The sequence below is a fragment of the Brucella grignonensis genome (genome assembly GCF_002252505.1).
In the GTDB taxonomy this organism is placed as follows: domain Bacteria; phylum Pseudomonadota; class Alphaproteobacteria; order Rhizobiales; family Rhizobiaceae; genus Brucella; species Brucella grignonensis.
Genome location: NZ_NNRL01000157.1, coordinates 157,638 through 173,251, shown reverse-complemented (window position 1 = coordinate 173,251; position 15,614 = coordinate 157,638). Strand labels below are relative to the sequence as shown.

Genomic DNA, 15,614 nt, shown 5'->3' with positions numbered 1-15,614 from the left:
AGAAGCCCGGATTTCCCACTGAAATTCCGGGCTTTTTTGCGCTTGTTGAGGCATGTGTAAGTTGCTCCCCTTTTGATAGGGGCTTGCCACGGAATCAACTCTCTGATTCTTTATGGTTAACCGTACAGTGATTTGATTCGTCAGGGTTTTCCTGACTTGGGTGTCTGCGGTTTGTGTCGCCGGACTATCCAGATTCTATTTTTGATTCGAGCGCAGGGGATGCGCAGAGGGGATGATTAACGTGGCTGGACAGAAGGCTGGAAAGCATGTTGCTGTTTTGATGGGAGGTTTCTCTTCAGAGCGTCCTGTCAGTCTCTCCTCCGGTGCTGCTTGCGCGACGACGCTTGAGGAGTGCGGCTACCGCGTCACACGCATCGATGTTGATCGCAATGTCGCCAGCGTTCTTGCTGAGCTGAAGCCTGATGTGGCTTTCAATGCGCTGCATGGGCCGTTCGGTGAGGATGGTACTATTCAGGGAATTCTTGAATATCTTCAGATCCCTTACACGCATTCCGGTGTGCTGGCCTCTGCGCTCGCCATGGATAAGGATCGTGCCAAGACGGTTGCGTCTGCTGCCGGTGTGGCTGTTGCGCCTTCGCGTTTGATGAACCGTTTTGATATCGGTAACGAGCATCCGATGGAGCCGCCTTATGTGGTGAAGCCGGTGCGCGAAGGTTCGAGCTTTGGTGTTGTGATCGTCAAGGAAGGTCAGGCGCATCCGCCGCAAATCATCAGCTCGAGCGAATGGAATTATGGGGCGGATGTTCTGGTCGAAAAATACATCGCCGGTCGCGAGTTGACCTGCGCTGTGATTGGAGATCGCGCAATGGATGTGTGCGAGATCATTCCGGTGGGGCATCAGTTCTACGATTTTGATTCAAAATATGTGCCTGGCGCATCAACTCACGTATGTCCGGCAAAAATTTTACCAAATATTTACCAAAAAATACAAACAATGGCCCTTACGGCGCATCGGGCAATCGGGTGTCGGGGCGTAAGCAGATCAGACTTCCGTTTCGATGATCGTTTTTCCGAAGAAGGCGAAGTTATTTGGCTGGAAATTAACACCCAGCCGGGAATGACTCCTACCTCGCTCGTACCTGATATCGCGAAGGCGGCGGGTATCTCTTTTGGTGAATTGTTGAGTTGGATGGTGGAGGACGCGTCTTGTTTGCGTTAAACGGCAGATCTCAGGAATACAGGCGTTCGGGCGCGATGCGGGATGCATCGGGTGCAGCCTTTGTTCTGCCGCGCTTTCTGCGCAAGCCGTTCCGCTTTGCCGTCCGCATGTTTCAGGGCAATATCAATGTTCCGCGCTATGCTGGCACGATTGGTATGCTCGGTTTTCTCGGCGCAACCGGCATCTACGGTATGGTGCTCGGTGGTCATTCCGAGAATATGATCAAGGCAACCGCTTCAACATTTGGCTTTGCGATTGAAGACGTAAAGGTCGTTGGTAACAACGAGACCTCCGACATCGATATTCTCGGTCAGCTTGAGCTGGATGGAGAGACGTCACTGGTCGGTCTGAGTGCCGAGCAGGCGCGTCAGACTATCGCCAAGTTGCCTTGGGTTGAAAGCGCTGAAGTGCGCAAGGTTTATCCGGGTACGCTGCTTGTTTCTCTTGAGGAGCGCAAAGCGTTCGCTGTCTGGCAGAATGGTCAGGAGCTTTCGCTAATTGATTCAGCTGGCGATACCATCGTTCCATTTCGTCCCGGTCGTTACAATGCTCTCCCGCTTGTCGTGGGTGAGGGGGCTGAAAAGCGCGTTAAGGGCTTCGTAGACGAGGTTGCTGCCTATCCGGGGCTTGCTGGCAAGGTCCGGGCCTATATCCGCGTTGCCGACCGTCGCTGGGACATTCTGCTTGAAAACGGTGTTCGCATCATGCTGCCGGAAGACGAGCCGATGAAGGCTCTTGCCGAAGTCGAGCGCCTCGATAGCGAAAAGCAACTTTTGTCGCGCGATATCGCTTCTGTCGATCTACGTCTGGATGATCGTGTCACGGTCCAACTGACTGCGAGCGGTATGGAACAGCGCCAGAAATTTTTGGCGGAGCGTAAAAAAGAATTATCCCGCATGGGGAAGCGCGTATGAGTATTCTTGGCGGAAAAGGTTCATCGCAGGTCGGAACTTCAGGGCGCAAGGTGCGCCTGCTCACGGTTCTGGATGTTGGTTCAAGCAAGGTTTCCTGCGTGATTGCACGCTTGCGTCCACATGAAAGTGGCGCGTTGCTGCCAGGCCGCACGCATCGCATGGAAGTGCTTGGTATCGGTCATCAGCGCTCGCGCGGTGTGAAGTCCGGCGTCATTATCGATCTGGATGCGGCTGAACAGTCCATTCGCCTCGCAGTGGATGCTGCTGAGCGCATGGCCGGTCTGACCGTCGACAGCCTCATCGTCAATATTTCGGCTGGCCGCCTCAAGAGCGAAACCTTCACCGCGAGCGTCAATCTTGGCGGTCATGAAGTCGAACAAACTGATATTCGCCGCGTGCTGGCCGCTGGTGCGAAGCAGGCGCTTGCAGCAGAACGTCACCTCGTTCATTCGCTGCCGGTTGGCTACACGCTTGATGGTGAACGCGGTATTCGCGATCCGCTCGGCATGCTGGGCGATAGCCTCGGCGTCGATATGCATGTGCTGACCGCAGATGCTGCGCCACTGCGCAATCTCGAGCTCTGCGTCAATCGTTGTCACCTTTCAGTCGAAGCAATTGTTGCCACGCCTTATGCGAGCGGCCTTGCAGCGCTCGTAGGTGATGAAGCTGAAATGGGGGCTGCCTGCATCGATATGGGCGGCGGTACGACCACGATTTCGGTTTTCTCCGAAGGTAAGTTCATTCACGCTGATGCAGTTGCCATCGGCGGCAATCACGTCACGATGGACGTGGCACGCGGCTTCTCCACGCGTATGGAAGACGCCGAGCGCCTCAAGGTCATGTATGGCTCGGCGCTGCCAAGCGCTGCCGATGATCGCGACCTCATTTCGGTTCCGCCAATCGGCGACGATGAGCGTGATGTACCCAATCAATATCCGCGCTCGGTACTGACGCGGATCATCCGTGCACGCGTGGAAGAGACGCTGGAACTGGTTCGCGACAGGCTGAACCAGTCAGGTCTCGGACATATTGTTGGCAAGCGTGTGGTCCTGACAGGTGGCGCAAGTCAGCTGCCGGGCATGCCTGAAGCTGCGCGACGGATTCTTGCAAGAAATGTACGTATCGGGCGTCCGCTAGGGATAGCGGGATTGCCTGAGGCGGCTAAGGGTGCGGCTTTCTCCGCGACCGTTGGTCTTCTGATCTACCCTCAGGTGGCAGGCATTGAAGAACGGTCCGTGAAGGCAGCCTCCTCCGGTCTTATGACTGGTACGGGCGGGCGGATTCAACGTGTCAGCCAATGGCTGAAAGAGAGTTTTTGAGTACACATTGAGTGATTTGATTGCGTGATGTGGGCGTAACCATCAGCGTAATAACCAATTAGCACCGCGGCGGCGAAGCGGTGAGAGGCTTAAGAGGAACGAGAACCATGACCATTAATCTGCAAAAGCCGGACATCACCGAGCTGAAGCCTCGTATCACCGTATTCGGTGTTGGCGGTGGCGGCGGCAACGCGGTAAACAACATGATCAATGCCGGTCTGCGCGGCGTGGATTTTGTCGTTGCTAACACCGACGCACAGGCTCTGACGATGTCAAAGTCTGAACGCATGATCCAGCTCGGCGCTGCTGTCACCGAAGGCCTCGGCGCTGGCTCCCAGCCAGAGGTTGGCCGCGCAGCTGCTGAAGAATGCATCGACGAAATCGTTGATCATCTCAACGGCACGCATATGTGCTTCGTAACTGCCGGCATGGGCGGCGGCACCGGTACTGGTGCTGCTCCTGTTGTGGCACGCGCTGCACGCGAACGCGGTATCCTCACCGTTGGCGTTGTTACCAAGCCTTTCCATTTCGAAGGTGCTCGCCGCATGAAGACGGCTGAGTACGGCATCGAAGAACTGCAGAAGAACGTCGATACCCTGATCGTCATTCCGAACCAGAACCTTTTCCGCATTGCTAACGACAAGACCACCTTCGCTGATGCCTTCGCAATGGCTGATCAGGTGCTTTACTCTGGTGTTGCCTGCATCACCGATCTGATGGTCAAGGAAGGCCTCATCAACCTCGACTTTGCTGACGTTCGCTCGGTCATGCGCGAAATGGGCAAGGCCATGATGGGAACGGGCGAAGCTTCGGGTGAAGGCCGTGCGATGGCTGCTGCTGAAGCTGCAATTGCTAACCCACTGCTCGACGAAACTTCGATGCGCGGTGCAAAGGGTCTCCTGATCTCGATCACTGGTGGTCGTGATATGACCCTCTTTGAAGTCGATGAAGCAGCAACCCGTATCCGCGAAGAAGTTGATCCGGAAGCCAACATCATTCTCGGCGCGACCTTCGACGAAGGCCTCGAAGGCGTCATCCGTGTATCCGTTGTTGCGACCGGCATCGACAAGCAGATCGGAGATGCGGCCCCGGCGCCGCTGGAATTTCGCCAGCCGGTAAAACCGGCTGCTCAGCAGGCAAAGCCAATGGCTCCGCATGGCGCTCTGCGTCCTCCGGTTGCGGAACAGCCACGTCAGGCTGAACCAGCTGTTCCGGTTGCTCAGTCTATCGAAAGCGAAATGCCTGCTGCGACTGCGGCACCTGCAGCTTCTGCTGCTCCAGATTTCCGTCCGCAGAGCCGCATTTTCCAGGCTCCTGCCGCGGACAGCTTTGAACGCGCACCTGTTGCCCGTCCTGCCGTCCCGCAGCCGCAGATGATCAACAACCAGGCGACGGCTCACGCAATGCAGCCGCAGTCATACCAGCAGCCACAGCAGATGCATGCAGAACCAGCGCGTGAACCACGTCCTGCTCCACGTATGCCAGCGGTGTCTGACTTTCCCCCAGTCGCTCAGGCAGAAATCAATGCACGTCGTGCAGCGCCTCAGCAGCCTGTTCAGGAAGAACGCGGACCGATGAGCCTTCTCAAGCGTCTGACCCACGGTTTGTCGTCACGCCGTGAAGAAGAGCAGCCAGCAGCTCGTCTGGAGCCAGCACAGCATCGTGAGCCTGCAATGCGCCAGCCAGAACAGCGCCGCCCAATGCAGCAGGACAGCTCGATCTATGCTCCACGTCGTGGCCAGCTCGATGATCAGGGCCGTCCGCAGCCACGTGCTGCCTCGGAAGAAGATCAGCTCGAAATCCCGGCATTCCTGCGCCGTCAGTCGAACTAATCATCTGATGTGACTTTGAAATAGAAAAAGCCGTGGGGTTATTCCCACGGCTTTTTCGTTAGAACAGATATTGCTCGGAATTTACTTGTTAGCACGCTTCTGGTCGTGATTTTTGATGCATGTCGGCGTCAGAAAGCCTTCCTCCGCTTCTTGCATTACGACTTTGGCAACTGTTGTTATATTTTGTAAGAAAGCGTGATTTTGAACGACTGTTGAGCAACACTATTTTCGCCATATCTATCTTATTGAAGAAATACATGACGGAAGCTGGCGATTGCTGGGAGCGCATCCCGAAAAGTGTGAACCGGTTTTCGGATAAGATGTGCGTTGAAATAAAATATTGGGGCGCCGATCTGATTCAATCAGATCGAAACGTGCTCTAACGCAGGCACTGCACGCTCGGCAGGCACACCTCGGGAGAGGTTTCGCTCTTGCCTCATATGATAATTGGATTGGACTGGTTTTGAGCGCTTATCAAAAAACAATCGGTCGCGCGATTACGCTTTCGGGCGTTGGCGTCCATGGCGGGGCGTCTGCTTCGGTGACGTTTCTACCTGCTGATGCTGATACGGGAATCGTTTTCCAGCGCTCGGACCTGGGCGTTGCGTCGCGCGATATTCGCGCCCATGTTTCGGAAATTGGCGCAACGGACTTGTCCACAGCGCTGGGGCCGAAGGAAGCGCGCGTCAATACCGTTGAGCATCTGATGGCCGCAATCGCTGCGGTTGGGATCGACAATCTGATTGTCGAAGTCGATGGACCGGAAGTTCCAATTCTTGACGGCACGTCTGCGCGTTTCATTGAGGCTTTTGACGAGGCCCGTATCGTTGTGCAGGAAGCAAAGCGCCGCTTTATTCGTATTTTGAAGACAGTGCGTGTGGAAGCCGGTGGTTCATGGGGCGAATTTCAACCTTATTCGGGCACACGATTTGAGGTCGAGATTGACTTTGAGTGCCCGCTGATCGGCCGACAGAAATTTGCTTCTGACATGTCGGAAGAAACTTTCCGCAAGGAAATATCGACGGCACGTACCTTTGGTTTCATGAAGGACGTTGAGCGCCTTTGGGCGGCAGGGCTGGCACTTGGTTCTTCGCTCGACAATTCGCTGGTGATTGGCGACGATAATTCGGTGATCAATCCCGGCGGACTGCGTTTCAAAGATGAGTTCGTGCGTCACAAGACGCTCGATGCCGTGGGCGACATTTCGCTTGCCGGTCTGCCGTTTATCGGTTGTTTTCGGTCCTATCGCGGTGGTCACAGATTGAATGCGGAAACCGTTAAGGCACTTCTTGCCGACAAATCGAATTACGATATTGTTGAAGCAAGCGGTGTGCGCCGGAATGCAGACAGCTCTGATTTTGTGATTGTCCGGTCAAATATTTCGGCGCCCTGGGCACTTTGATGTTTGTGCGGAATGCTCAGGCGTTTATGGCCATAATTGGGCCGTGATCGCCGGGTCTTCTGCGTTTTGAGTCGGCGTATTCATTGTGGACTGACAGCCAAGCCTCTGTATCGGATGAGGAAAAGCCATTGGTTTGCATAGATATAGCTTCGATGTAGCTTTGGGCCGGGGTATTCACGCCTTATGCGCGCATTTTCGGACGATTGATCAGCTTGACGATTGCCGATTTCGCCAGCATGTGGTTTATGAACTGCCAAAACAGCCTCGGCTATGTTTACCTATGCGCTGATGCTGATGTATTGGGAAGAATGGGGAAGGCAGTGAACTGAAGGGTTCACGTTGCTCCAGACAGAAAAGACGTTGCCAGATGGCCGGAGACCGCATGACGAGTTCGAAATTCCCGGTGAAGACGAAGACCGCGCTACTTGCCAGCGCTCTTGCCGTTTTTGTTCCGCTTGCGGGATGTGCCAGCAAAAACGACGATATCGATCTGACCAAATATGTTGAGACGATCGATCCGGCGGATAAGCTTTACAACGAAGGTCTTGCTAATCTTGATGCGGGTCGCCTCGGCGAAGCTGCCAAGAAGTTTGCCGCCGTTGACCGTCAGCATCCTTACACTGAATGGGCACGTAAGTCCCTCGTCATGGCTGCTTTCACCAATTACCGTCAAGGCAATTACGAAGAAGCGGTCAGCATGGCAAAGCGTTATAACACGCTTTATCCGACATCGCCTGAATCGGCTTATGCCTATTACATTATCGGTCTGAGCTACTTCCGTCAGATTCCTGACGTAACCCGCGATCAGGCGGCAAGCCGCCGTGCAATCGCTGCGATGCAGGAAGTGGTCGATCGCTTCCCGGATTCAGAATATACCGACGACGCCAAGACCAAGATCCGCGTCGCCCGCGACCAGCTCGCTGGCAAGGAAATGCAGGTCGGTCGTTATTATCTCGAGCGCAAGGAATATCTGGCTGCGATCAAGCGCTTCCGTGGTGTGGTTGAAGAGTATTCGAACACCCGCCAGGTTGAAGAAGCACTCGCCCGTCTGGTTGAAGCCTACTATGCGCTTGGCCTGACTTCCGAAGCCCAGATGGCTGCATCGGTGCTTGGCAAGAACTTCCCGGACAGCCGTTGGTATAAGGATTCTTACAAGCTCTTGCAGAGCGGTGGTCTTGAGCCACGTGAGAATGGCGGTTCGTGGCTTGCCAAGGCTTCGGCACTCATCACGGGTGGCGGCGCCTAAGCCGATATCCGCATGCTGTCGCACCTGTCGATCCGCGATATTGTCCTGATTGAAAGGCTCGACATCGAGTTCAAGACCGGCTTGTCCGTACTTACGGGCGAGACCGGTGCGGGTAAATCCATCCTGCTCGATTCGTTGTCGCTTGCGCTTGGTGCACGCGGTGACGCTTCTCTGGTCCGCCATGGTGCGGATCAGGGACAGGTGACGGCCGTGTTTGATGTGCCCGGCATACACCCTGCCAGAAATTTTCTCCGCGAAAATGGTTTTGACGATGATGGCGACGTTATCCTGCGCCGTCTTCAGATGGGCGACGGGCGCACGCGGGTTTTCATCAACGACCAGGCTGCAAGCGTTGCACTGCTGCGCGAGTTGGGTAAGCGACTCGTGGAAATCCACGGTCAGCATGATGACCGTGCGCTAATCGATACTGATTTGCACCGTACGTTGCTGGATGCCTTTGGTGGACTTGATGCCGAGGCTGCGACTGTTCGCGAACGATACAAAGCATGGCGTGATGCGGAAAATGCCCTGTCGAAACATCGTGCCCGTGTCGAGCAGGCGGAACGCGAAGGTGACTATCTGCGCTCTTCTGTGGAAGAGCTGACCAAGCTTGATCCGCAGGCAGGCGAGGAAGAAGAACTCGCCGAACGCCGCGCGATCATGATGAAATCGGAAAAGATCGCCGGTGATGTGAACGAAGCGGGCGAGCTTCTGTCAGGTAATGGTTCGCCGGTGCCTACACTTGCAAGCCTCGTGCGTCGCCTGGAGCGCAAAATTCCAGAAGCACCGCATCTTCTGGAGCCTGTCTGCAAGGCGATAGACGAGGCACTTAACAGTCTGGCGCTGGCGCAGGACGGCATTGACCATGCCATGCGCGAAATCGATTTTGACCCGCGTGTGCTGGAACAGGTCGAGGAGAGACTTTTTGCTCTCAGAGCTGCTGCGCGTAAGTATTCCGTTGCGGTAGAGGGCTTGCCCCAACTGCGTGACAAAATGGATGCAGATCTTGCCGATTTGGACGCCGGTGCAGAAAAGCTGATCCAGCTGGAGGCGCAGGCAACCGAAACGCGCGCTTCTTACGATACTGCTGCGAAGGCTCTGTCTGAACGGCGCAAGGATACCGCTGATCATCTCAAATCCGCTGTCATGGCTGAGCTTCCGGCACTCAAGCTGGAACGCGCCGAGTTTATCGTGGAAATGACGACCGATACCAATGCGCGTGCCGCCGAAGGTATCGATACGGTTGAATATTGGGTTCGCACCAATCCGGGCACCCGTGCTGGACCGATGATGAAGGTTGCTTCGGGCGGCGAGCTTTCGCGCTTCCTGCTGGCGCTGAAAGTGGCGCTTGCAGATCGTGGTTCTGCTCCGACGCTTGTATTTGATGAAATCGATACCGGTGTGGGCGGTGCGGTTGCCGATGCCATTGGCCAACGTCTTGCGCGCCTTTCATCGCGTGTGCAGGTGCTATCGGTTACGCACGCGCCGCAGGTGGCCGCGCGCGCATCGACGCATTTCCTGATTGCTAAATCCGCCACCAATGAAGATCGCATGTCGACATCGATCCGTTCGATTGGTGTCGATGAACGACAGGAAGAAATCGCGCGTATGCTTGCTGGTGCGAGCATCACTGATGAAGCGCGTGCAGCGGCCGAGCGTTTGCTGGCCGAGAACAGTGCATTGGCTAACTAATACGCTGTCAGCAGTCTGTGTGCGATTTGCTGTTTTCATAGGCGCGGCCTCATTTCTTGGTTATGTTGGGCAAAATTGAATCAGCAGGTTTTGCCACGCATATGTCCGATATCTCCGTTGAAAAACTGACCGACCTTGAAGCCGTAGCTGAACTGGAGCGGCTGGCGCGTGAAATTGCGCATCATGATGAGCTTTATCATGCCAATGACCGGCCGGAGATTTCGGATGCGGACTATGATGCACTGAAACGGCGCAATGATGCCATTGAAGAGCGCTTTCCACATTTGGTGCGGGCAGACAGTCCTTCCTTGCGTGTTGGCAGTACGCCTGTTTCCAAGTTCGCGCAGGTTGTCCACGCACGTCCGATGCTTTCGCTTGGCAACGCGTTTTCGGATGAAGATGTGCAGGATTTTGTCGGCAGCGTTTACCGCTTTCTCGGACAATTGCCGGATAATTCTATTGCCTTTACGGCTGAGCCGAAGATTGACGGGCTTTCCATGTCGATCCGCTATGAGAATGGTGTTCTGGTGAGTGCTGCTACACGTGGTGATGGCACGACCGGCGAAAATGTAACCGCGAATATTCGTAGCATCGGCGAGATTCCAAATAAGCTTCCAGCGGGTGTTCCTGAAGTTGTTGAAGTGCGCGGTGAGGTCTATATGGCCAAGAGTGACTTCTTAGCGCTCAACGAACAGATGGTGGCAGAAGGCAAGCAAACCTATGTCAACCCGCGCAATACGGCAGCAGGCTCGCTGAGACAGCTTGATGCCAAGGTCACGGCAAGCCGTAAACTCAGGTTCTTTGCCTATGCATGGGGTGAAATGTCGGAAATGCCTGCCGATACACAACACGGCATGGTTGATGTGTTCCGTGAATGGGGCTTCCCGGTTAATCCACTGACAAAACGTTTGCAGAGTGCGGACGAGCTGATTGCACATTATCGCGCCATTGGTCTCGAACGTGCCAGTCTCGATTATGATATCGACGGCGTTGTCTACAAAGTGGATCGGCTGGATCTGCAAACACGGCTTGGATTCCGCTCGCGTAGCCCGCGCTGGGCCATTGCGCATAAATTCCCGGCAGAACAGGCAACGACCATTCTGCGCGACATCGATATTCAGGTTGGACGCACGGGTGCGTTGACGCCTGTTGCACGTCTTGAGCCTATTACCGTCGGCGGTGTGGTCGTAACGAACGCGACGCTGCACAATGAGGACTATATCAAGGGCATTGGTCTCAAGGGTGAACGCATCCGCGAGGACGATCATGATATTCGTATTGGCGATACGGTCATTGTGCAGCGCGCAGGGGACGTCATTCCGCAGATTGTCGATGTGGTGCTCGAAAAGCGCCCTGCTGATGCTGTGCCGTTCCATTTCCCGCACGAATGTCCGGTCTGTGGTAGCCATGCCGTGCGCGAAGAGGGTGAGGCGGTTTATCGCTGCACGGGTGGCCTTACCTGTGCTGCACAGGCAGTCGAACGCATTCGTCATTTTGTGTCGCGTAATGCGTTCGATATTGAGGGTCTTGGCGAAAAGCAGGTCGAGTTCTTCTTCCATGCAGACGATGACAGTCTGAAAATCAAATCGCCTGCGGATATTTTCACGCTGCAAGATCGCCAATCTGGTTCGCTTAAAAAGCTTGAGAACATCGAGGGCTTTGGCACGACCTCCGTGAAGAAGCTTTACGACGCGATCACTGCTCGACGTGAGATTGCTTTGCATCGCTTCCTGTTTGGCCTTGGTATCCGTCATGTTGGCGAAGTGAATGCCAAGCGTTTTGCCAAGGCTTATCTGACCTATGACAAGTTTGCCGAAGCAGCGACAATGGCTGTCCCGCCGAAAGAAGGTGACCGCACTGACAAGGGCAACGACGCGTGGCAGGATCTGATTGCCGTTGAAGGCATTGGCGGCATTGTAGCCGAAGCCGTGGTCGATTTTTATGCGGAGCCACATAATCGGGAAGTTCTGAAAGAATTACGCAAAAAAGTAACACCGCTCGATGAAGTGGCACGCATTGCAACCGGTTCGCCGGTTGAAGGCAAGACAGTCGTGTTCACTGGCAGTCTCGAGCGCATGTCGCGCGATGAGGCCAAGGCCATGGCTGAGCGCCATGGTGCTAAGACGGCGGGTTCTGTTTCCAAGAAAACTGATCTTGTTGTTGCAGGGCCGGGTGCCGGATCGAAACTTACGAAGGCATCGGAACTAGGCATCGACGTGATTGATGAAGATGCTTGGCTCAAGCTGGTTGGAGAGGGTTGATGGCTCCGTTCAAAGGTTTCGGCGACAAGGCTATTCCGTTCCTCAAAGCGCTTGATTTTCATCAGAACCGCGAGTGGTTTGTTGAAAACAAGGACTTGTTTGAAGAGCACCTGAAGGAGCCGCTTGGCGATCTGGTTGAGGAGCTGACGGCGCGCTTTGAAAAAGTGGGACTGCCCTTTAAGGGGGACCGTGTGAAGTCGCAATTCCGTATCAAACGGGACACGCGTTTTTCTCATGACAAAGCACCCTATAATCGTCATTTGTCGGCATTGCTTTCAAACTCTGGCACCAAATGGGATGAGAGCGGTTGCTTTTATGTCTGCATCGGTTTGCCGGGCGTGCGCGATTGCTATGCTGGCGTGGCGTGGTGGGGACCGAAGAAAGAGCTGTTGCAGGCCATCCGCGAAGCAATTGTCGAAAAGCCGGATGAGTATCGCGCTGTTGTGGCAAAGCTCAGGAAAAGCGGTTTGCAGATCAGTGATAATGATCGGCTAAAGCGTACGCCGCGTGGCTTTGATACCGTGACCGATGATGACCTTCTTGACGCGATCCGCAATCGGCATTTTGCTGTTCGTCTGGAGATCGATCCCGAGAGCATCACCCATGCCGACCTTGCGGATCGGCTGGTAAAATTTGCGGAACAGACGCGCCCACTGATCGACTGGATCAAGAAGATTGAAAGCACTGTTCCTCAAGCATCAGAATAATGCATTGATGCATCACGCATTTTAATAGGTGATGCTGAAATGCTGCTGATCACGGGCAATTTATTGCTTGAGATTCTTATAGTATGATTTTTCGCGAAAACTGATTTCAACTTGGTGCAAAATTTCCTAAGCCACTCTCATACCAAGGCACTGAGATGCTCACGCACCGCACTTTGGTATGATTGAGGAGTGACTTTCGTGGATCAGGGTTTTCGGCCAACACCGGCTTCAGCACGCAGCGACTTTTGGGTTGGTGTCAAACGCGGTATGCCCATTGTTGCAGCTGGCGCGCCATTCGGCCTGTTGTTCGGTGCCGTGGCACTCGATAACGGCCTGTCGATCAGTGAAGCCGTGTTTATGAGCGCAATGCTCTATGCCGGAGCAAGCCAGATGGTTGGGCTTGATCTTTTTGGCCAGAATATTGCGCCATGGATGATTGTTCTATCGATCTTCGCGGTGAATTTTCGTCACGTGCTTTACTCGGCGACCGTTGGTCGACGTATCAGTCATTTCACATTCATGCAAAAGGCTGCAGCCTTCTTTCTGCTGGTCGATCCGCAATATGCCGAAGTTGAAATCCGGGCTGAAGCGGGCCGGAAAATAAGCTTTGCTTGGTATATGGGGCTTGGTCTCACGATCTATATCTGCTGGCTTCTTGAGACGCTTATCGGAGCGCTGTTCGGTAACCTGATCAGCAATCCCTATGCACTTGGCATCGATTTCCTGTTGCCGATCTATTTTCTTGGCATGGTGATGAGCTTCCGCCACCGCGAGCATTGGTGGCCGGTGGTCATCGTCAGCGCGATTTGTGCGGTCGTTGCTTATAAACTTGTCGGTTCGCCCTGGCATGTGACACTGGGTGCAATGGGCGGTGTTGTACTTGCCGCGATCCTCGCGAAGCCGCAGGCAGGGGAGGCATAAGGCCATGTCTACAACGATCTGGATCATTCTTGCAGGCGCTGTTTGCACCTATCTCACCCGTGTTGGCGGACATCTGATTTTGTCGCGATTTGAGCGTGTGCACTACCGTATCGAAGCAGCATTGAATGCAGTGCCTGCGGCAGTTTTGACGGCAATTGTTGCGGCTCCCGCGTCGGATCATGGCTGGCGCGAACTGCTTGTGCTCGTCTTCTGTGTGTTACTGTCATTGCGCGTTGGCATGATGACGATGTTTTTTGCAGGCGCAACGCTGTTGATTGCGCTGCGCCATTTCTTTCCAGCCTAATTTTAAAGAGCAGCCGTTGCCGCCTCCAACCATTTGGCCTGTGCACCATCGAGATGGCCGATAAGCTTCTCACGCACGCTTGCATGATAGGCGTTTAGCCAATCAAGCTCCTCTTGTGTAAGCAGTGACTTGTCGATCAGGCGACGGTCAATGGGGCAGAAGGTGAGCGTTTCAAAACTCATCATCGGCAGCTCACCGCCTGCTGGCACTTCCGCTTCTTTCACGATGATCAGGTTTTCGATGCGGATGCCGTAAGCGCCAGGCTTGTAATAGCCGGGTTCATTGGAAAGGATCATGCCCGGCAGAAGCTCGTGTGCGCCCTTCTTGGAAATGCTCTGCGGACCTTCATGCACCGACAGGTAGCTGCCGACACCATGGCCGGTGCCATGCGCGTAATCAAAGCCCTGTTTCCAGAGCGCGATACGAGCCAGCACGTCGATATCCTGTCCGCGCGTGCCTTTCGGAAAACGTGCGGTGGTGATCGCAATCATGCCTTTGAGAACAAGCGTGAAAGAGCGGATCGTCTCAGGCGCGATAGTGCCGATTGCAACCGTGCGGGTGATGTCGGTCGTGCCGTCGCGATATTGTGCACCAGAATCAATCAGATAGAGCTCACCATCTTCGAGTTTGCGGTTTGTATCTGTGTTGACGCGGTAATGGATGATCGCACCGTCCGGACCTGCACCGGAAATCGAATCGAAGGAAATATCTTCGAGCGGCATCTGGAAATCACGCCCAGCCTTGTCACGGCTTGCTTCCAGCTTCTGCGCAGCCGAAATTTCATCAACTGTTCCCGGCTTCTCGCCGTCGAGCCAAGACAGGAAGTTGACCATGGCCACGCCGTCACGTTCATGCGCTGCGCGGGAGCCGTCAAGCTCGGCCTTGTTCTTGATCGCGCGAGGCAGGCGGGCAGGGTCCTTACCGTGGACCACGTTGCCACCTGCGGCTTCCACGGCAAGGCGTAGCTTCTCAGCAGCCAATGCCGGATCAAGCAATATGGTTTCGCCTTGTGCCGCACGCGCGCTCAGATGACCTTCAAGCTTGGCTGGTTCGCAGAGTTTGGCAAGCTGCGTGAGATAGGCGCGCGGTTCGATGGCAAGCTTGCGCTCATCGATGAACAGTTCTGGCTCGCCAGTCGCGGGTATAATCGCAAAGCTCAATGGCAGCGGCGTATTGGAGACGTCTTTACCACGAATATTGAACACCCACGCGACGGATGATGGATCGGTCAGTACAGTCGCGCTTGCGCCTGCACTTGCCACGGCTTTCTGCATCTCCTTGATCTTGTCTTCAGCTTCATGACCAGCAAAGCGGGCGGGCTGAATAGTGACCGGTGCAAGAGGTGCTTCCGGCTGATCGTCCCAGATGAGATCAACAAGATTCTGGGTGACAGGAACGAGCTTGCCGCCCTGACTTTCGAGAGCCTCACGTAGTGCTGCTGCTTCAGAAATCGTGTGCAGCCATGGGTCAAAACCGATGGTTAGGCCCTTGCCGTTTTCCGCGAGCCAACTGGCAGGCGGATTGGTGATGAGGCTTTCATAGGAAAACACATTTCCATCGGTCTGATTGCGTACCTGCAGCTCGTAACGGCCGTCGATGAAAATGTAGGCCTGCTTTTTCAGGATCAGCGCAGCGCCTGCGGAACCTGTAAAGCCTGTGAGCCAGCCAAGACGCTGGGCGCGTGGTGGTACATATTCGCCCTGATGCTCATCGGCACGTGGAACGAGAAAGCCATCAAGGCTCAGCTCGGTCAGCTTCTCGCGCAGTTTGGCTACGCGCGGCGCACCATTGGCCGGATCGGTGGTTACATCAAAAGTCTGAAAAGCCATGAGCGTA

12 protein-coding genes are annotated in these 15,614 nt (G+C 54.8%); 11 read left to right on the top strand and 1 reads right to left on the bottom strand.

Annotation, left to right across the window (positions count from 1 at the left end; all coding sequences use genetic code 11):
* Window positions 1-232: 232 nt before the first annotated feature.
* The 11 genes from CEV33_RS07990 (at window position 233) to CEV33_RS07940 (ending at window position 13,778) form a co-directional block, all read left to right on the top strand.
* Complete coding sequence (locus CEV33_RS07990; protein WP_094539928.1) at window positions 233-1,180, top strand: D-alanine--D-alanine ligase; 948 nt, start codon at window positions 233-235, stop codon at window positions 1,178-1,180.
* The gene (locus tag CEV33_RS07985; RefSeq protein WP_094539927.1) at window positions 1,168-2,094 is read left to right on the top strand and encodes a cell division protein FtsQ/DivIB; all 927 of its coding nucleotides are present in this window, start codon (window positions 1,168-1,170) and stop codon (window positions 2,092-2,094) included. The genes CEV33_RS07990 and CEV33_RS07985 overlap by 13 nt, the downstream gene beginning before the upstream one ends.
* On the top strand, window positions 2,091-3,413 hold the full coding sequence (gene ftsA / locus CEV33_RS07980; RefSeq protein ID WP_094539926.1) for a cell division protein FtsA: 1,323 nt from the start codon (window positions 2,091-2,093) through the stop codon (window positions 3,411-3,413). The genes CEV33_RS07985 and ftsA overlap by 4 nt, the downstream gene beginning before the upstream one ends.
* Window positions 3,414-3,520: 107 nt before the next feature.
* Window positions 3,521-5,245, top strand: a complete 1,725-nt coding sequence (ftsZ, locus tag CEV33_RS07975) for a cell division protein FtsZ (protein WP_094539925.1) — start codon at window positions 3,521-3,523, stop codon at window positions 5,243-5,245.
* A gap of 463 nt (window positions 5,246-5,708) precedes the next feature.
* Window positions 5,709-6,647: a UDP-3-O-acyl-N-acetylglucosamine deacetylase gene (gene lpxC / locus CEV33_RS07970; protein ID WP_094539924.1), complete on the top strand. Its 939-nt coding sequence runs from the start codon at window positions 5,709-5,711 to the stop codon at window positions 6,645-6,647.
* A gap of 382 nt (window positions 6,648-7,029) precedes the next feature.
* Window positions 7,030-7,893, top strand: a complete 864-nt coding sequence (locus CEV33_RS07965; RefSeq protein WP_094539922.1) for an outer membrane protein assembly factor BamD — start codon at window positions 7,030-7,032, stop codon at window positions 7,891-7,893.
* A gap of 12 nt (window positions 7,894-7,905) precedes the next feature.
* A complete protein-coding gene (gene recN / locus CEV33_RS07960) occupies window positions 7,906-9,585 on the top strand; it encodes a DNA repair protein RecN (RefSeq protein WP_094539921.1) in 1,680 nt (559 codons plus the stop codon).
* A 101-nt stretch (window positions 9,586-9,686) separates the two neighbouring features.
* On the top strand, window positions 9,687-11,846 hold the full coding sequence (ligA, locus tag CEV33_RS07955) for an NAD-dependent DNA ligase LigA (protein ID WP_094540256.1): 2,160 nt from the start codon (window positions 9,687-9,689) through the stop codon (window positions 11,844-11,846).
* Entirely contained in the window at window positions 11,846-12,553 is a 708-nt protein-coding gene (locus CEV33_RS07950; RefSeq protein ID WP_094539919.1) for a DUF2461 domain-containing protein, read from the top strand. Before ligA ends, CEV33_RS07950 begins: the two co-directional genes overlap by 1 nt.
* A 198-nt stretch (window positions 12,554-12,751) precedes the next feature.
* Window positions 12,752-13,474 carry an AzlC family ABC transporter permease gene (locus CEV33_RS07945; RefSeq protein WP_094539918.1) on the top strand — a complete coding sequence of 241 codons (723 nt, stop codon included), beginning with the start codon at window positions 12,752-12,754 and terminating at the stop codon, window positions 13,472-13,474.
* 4 nt (window positions 13,475-13,478) lie between these two features.
* Window positions 13,479-13,778, top strand: coding sequence for an AzlD family protein (locus CEV33_RS07940; RefSeq protein WP_094539916.1), 300 nt, complete (start codon window positions 13,479-13,481; stop codon window positions 13,776-13,778).
* Between the two features lie 2 nt (window positions 13,779-13,780).
* On the opposite strand, the gene CEV33_RS07935 is transcribed toward CEV33_RS07940, so the two are convergent.
* Window positions 13,781-15,607: an aminopeptidase P family protein gene (locus CEV33_RS07935; protein WP_094539915.1), complete on the bottom strand. Its 1,827-nt coding sequence runs from the start codon at window positions 15,605-15,607 to the stop codon at window positions 13,781-13,783.
* Window positions 15,608-15,614 lie beyond the last annotated feature (7 nt).

Excerpts from the sequence above, each read along its gene's own strand:
- CEV33_RS07950 (WP_094539919.1), top strand. The coding sequence starts at position 11,846 with ATGGCTCCGTTCAAAGGTTTCGGCGACAAGGCTATTCCGTTCCTCAAA.
- CEV33_RS07990 (WP_094539928.1), top strand. The coding sequence starts at position 233 with ATGATTAACGTGGCTGGACAGAAGGCTGGAAAGCATGTTGCTGTTTTG.
- ftsA (WP_094539926.1), top strand. The coding sequence starts at position 2,091 with ATGAGTATTCTTGGCGGAAAAGGTTCATCGCAGGTCGGAACTTCAGGG.
- CEV33_RS07965 (WP_094539922.1), top strand. The coding sequence starts at position 7,030 with ATGACGAGTTCGAAATTCCCGGTGAAGACGAAGACCGCGCTACTTGCC.
- recN (WP_094539921.1), top strand. The coding sequence starts at position 7,906 with ATGCTGTCGCACCTGTCGATCCGCGATATTGTCCTGATTGAAAGGCTC.
- ligA (WP_094540256.1), top strand. The coding sequence starts at position 9,687 with ATGTCCGATATCTCCGTTGAAAAACTGACCGACCTTGAAGCCGTAGCT.
- CEV33_RS07935 (WP_094539915.1), bottom strand. The coding sequence starts at position 15,607 with ATGGCTTTTCAGACTTTTGATGTAACCACCGATCCGGCCAATGGTGCG.
- ftsZ (WP_094539925.1), top strand. The coding sequence starts at position 3,521 with ATGACCATTAATCTGCAAAAGCCGGACATCACCGAGCTGAAGCCTCGT.
- CEV33_RS07940 (WP_094539916.1), top strand. The coding sequence starts at position 13,479 with ATGTCTACAACGATCTGGATCATTCTTGCAGGCGCTGTTTGCACCTAT.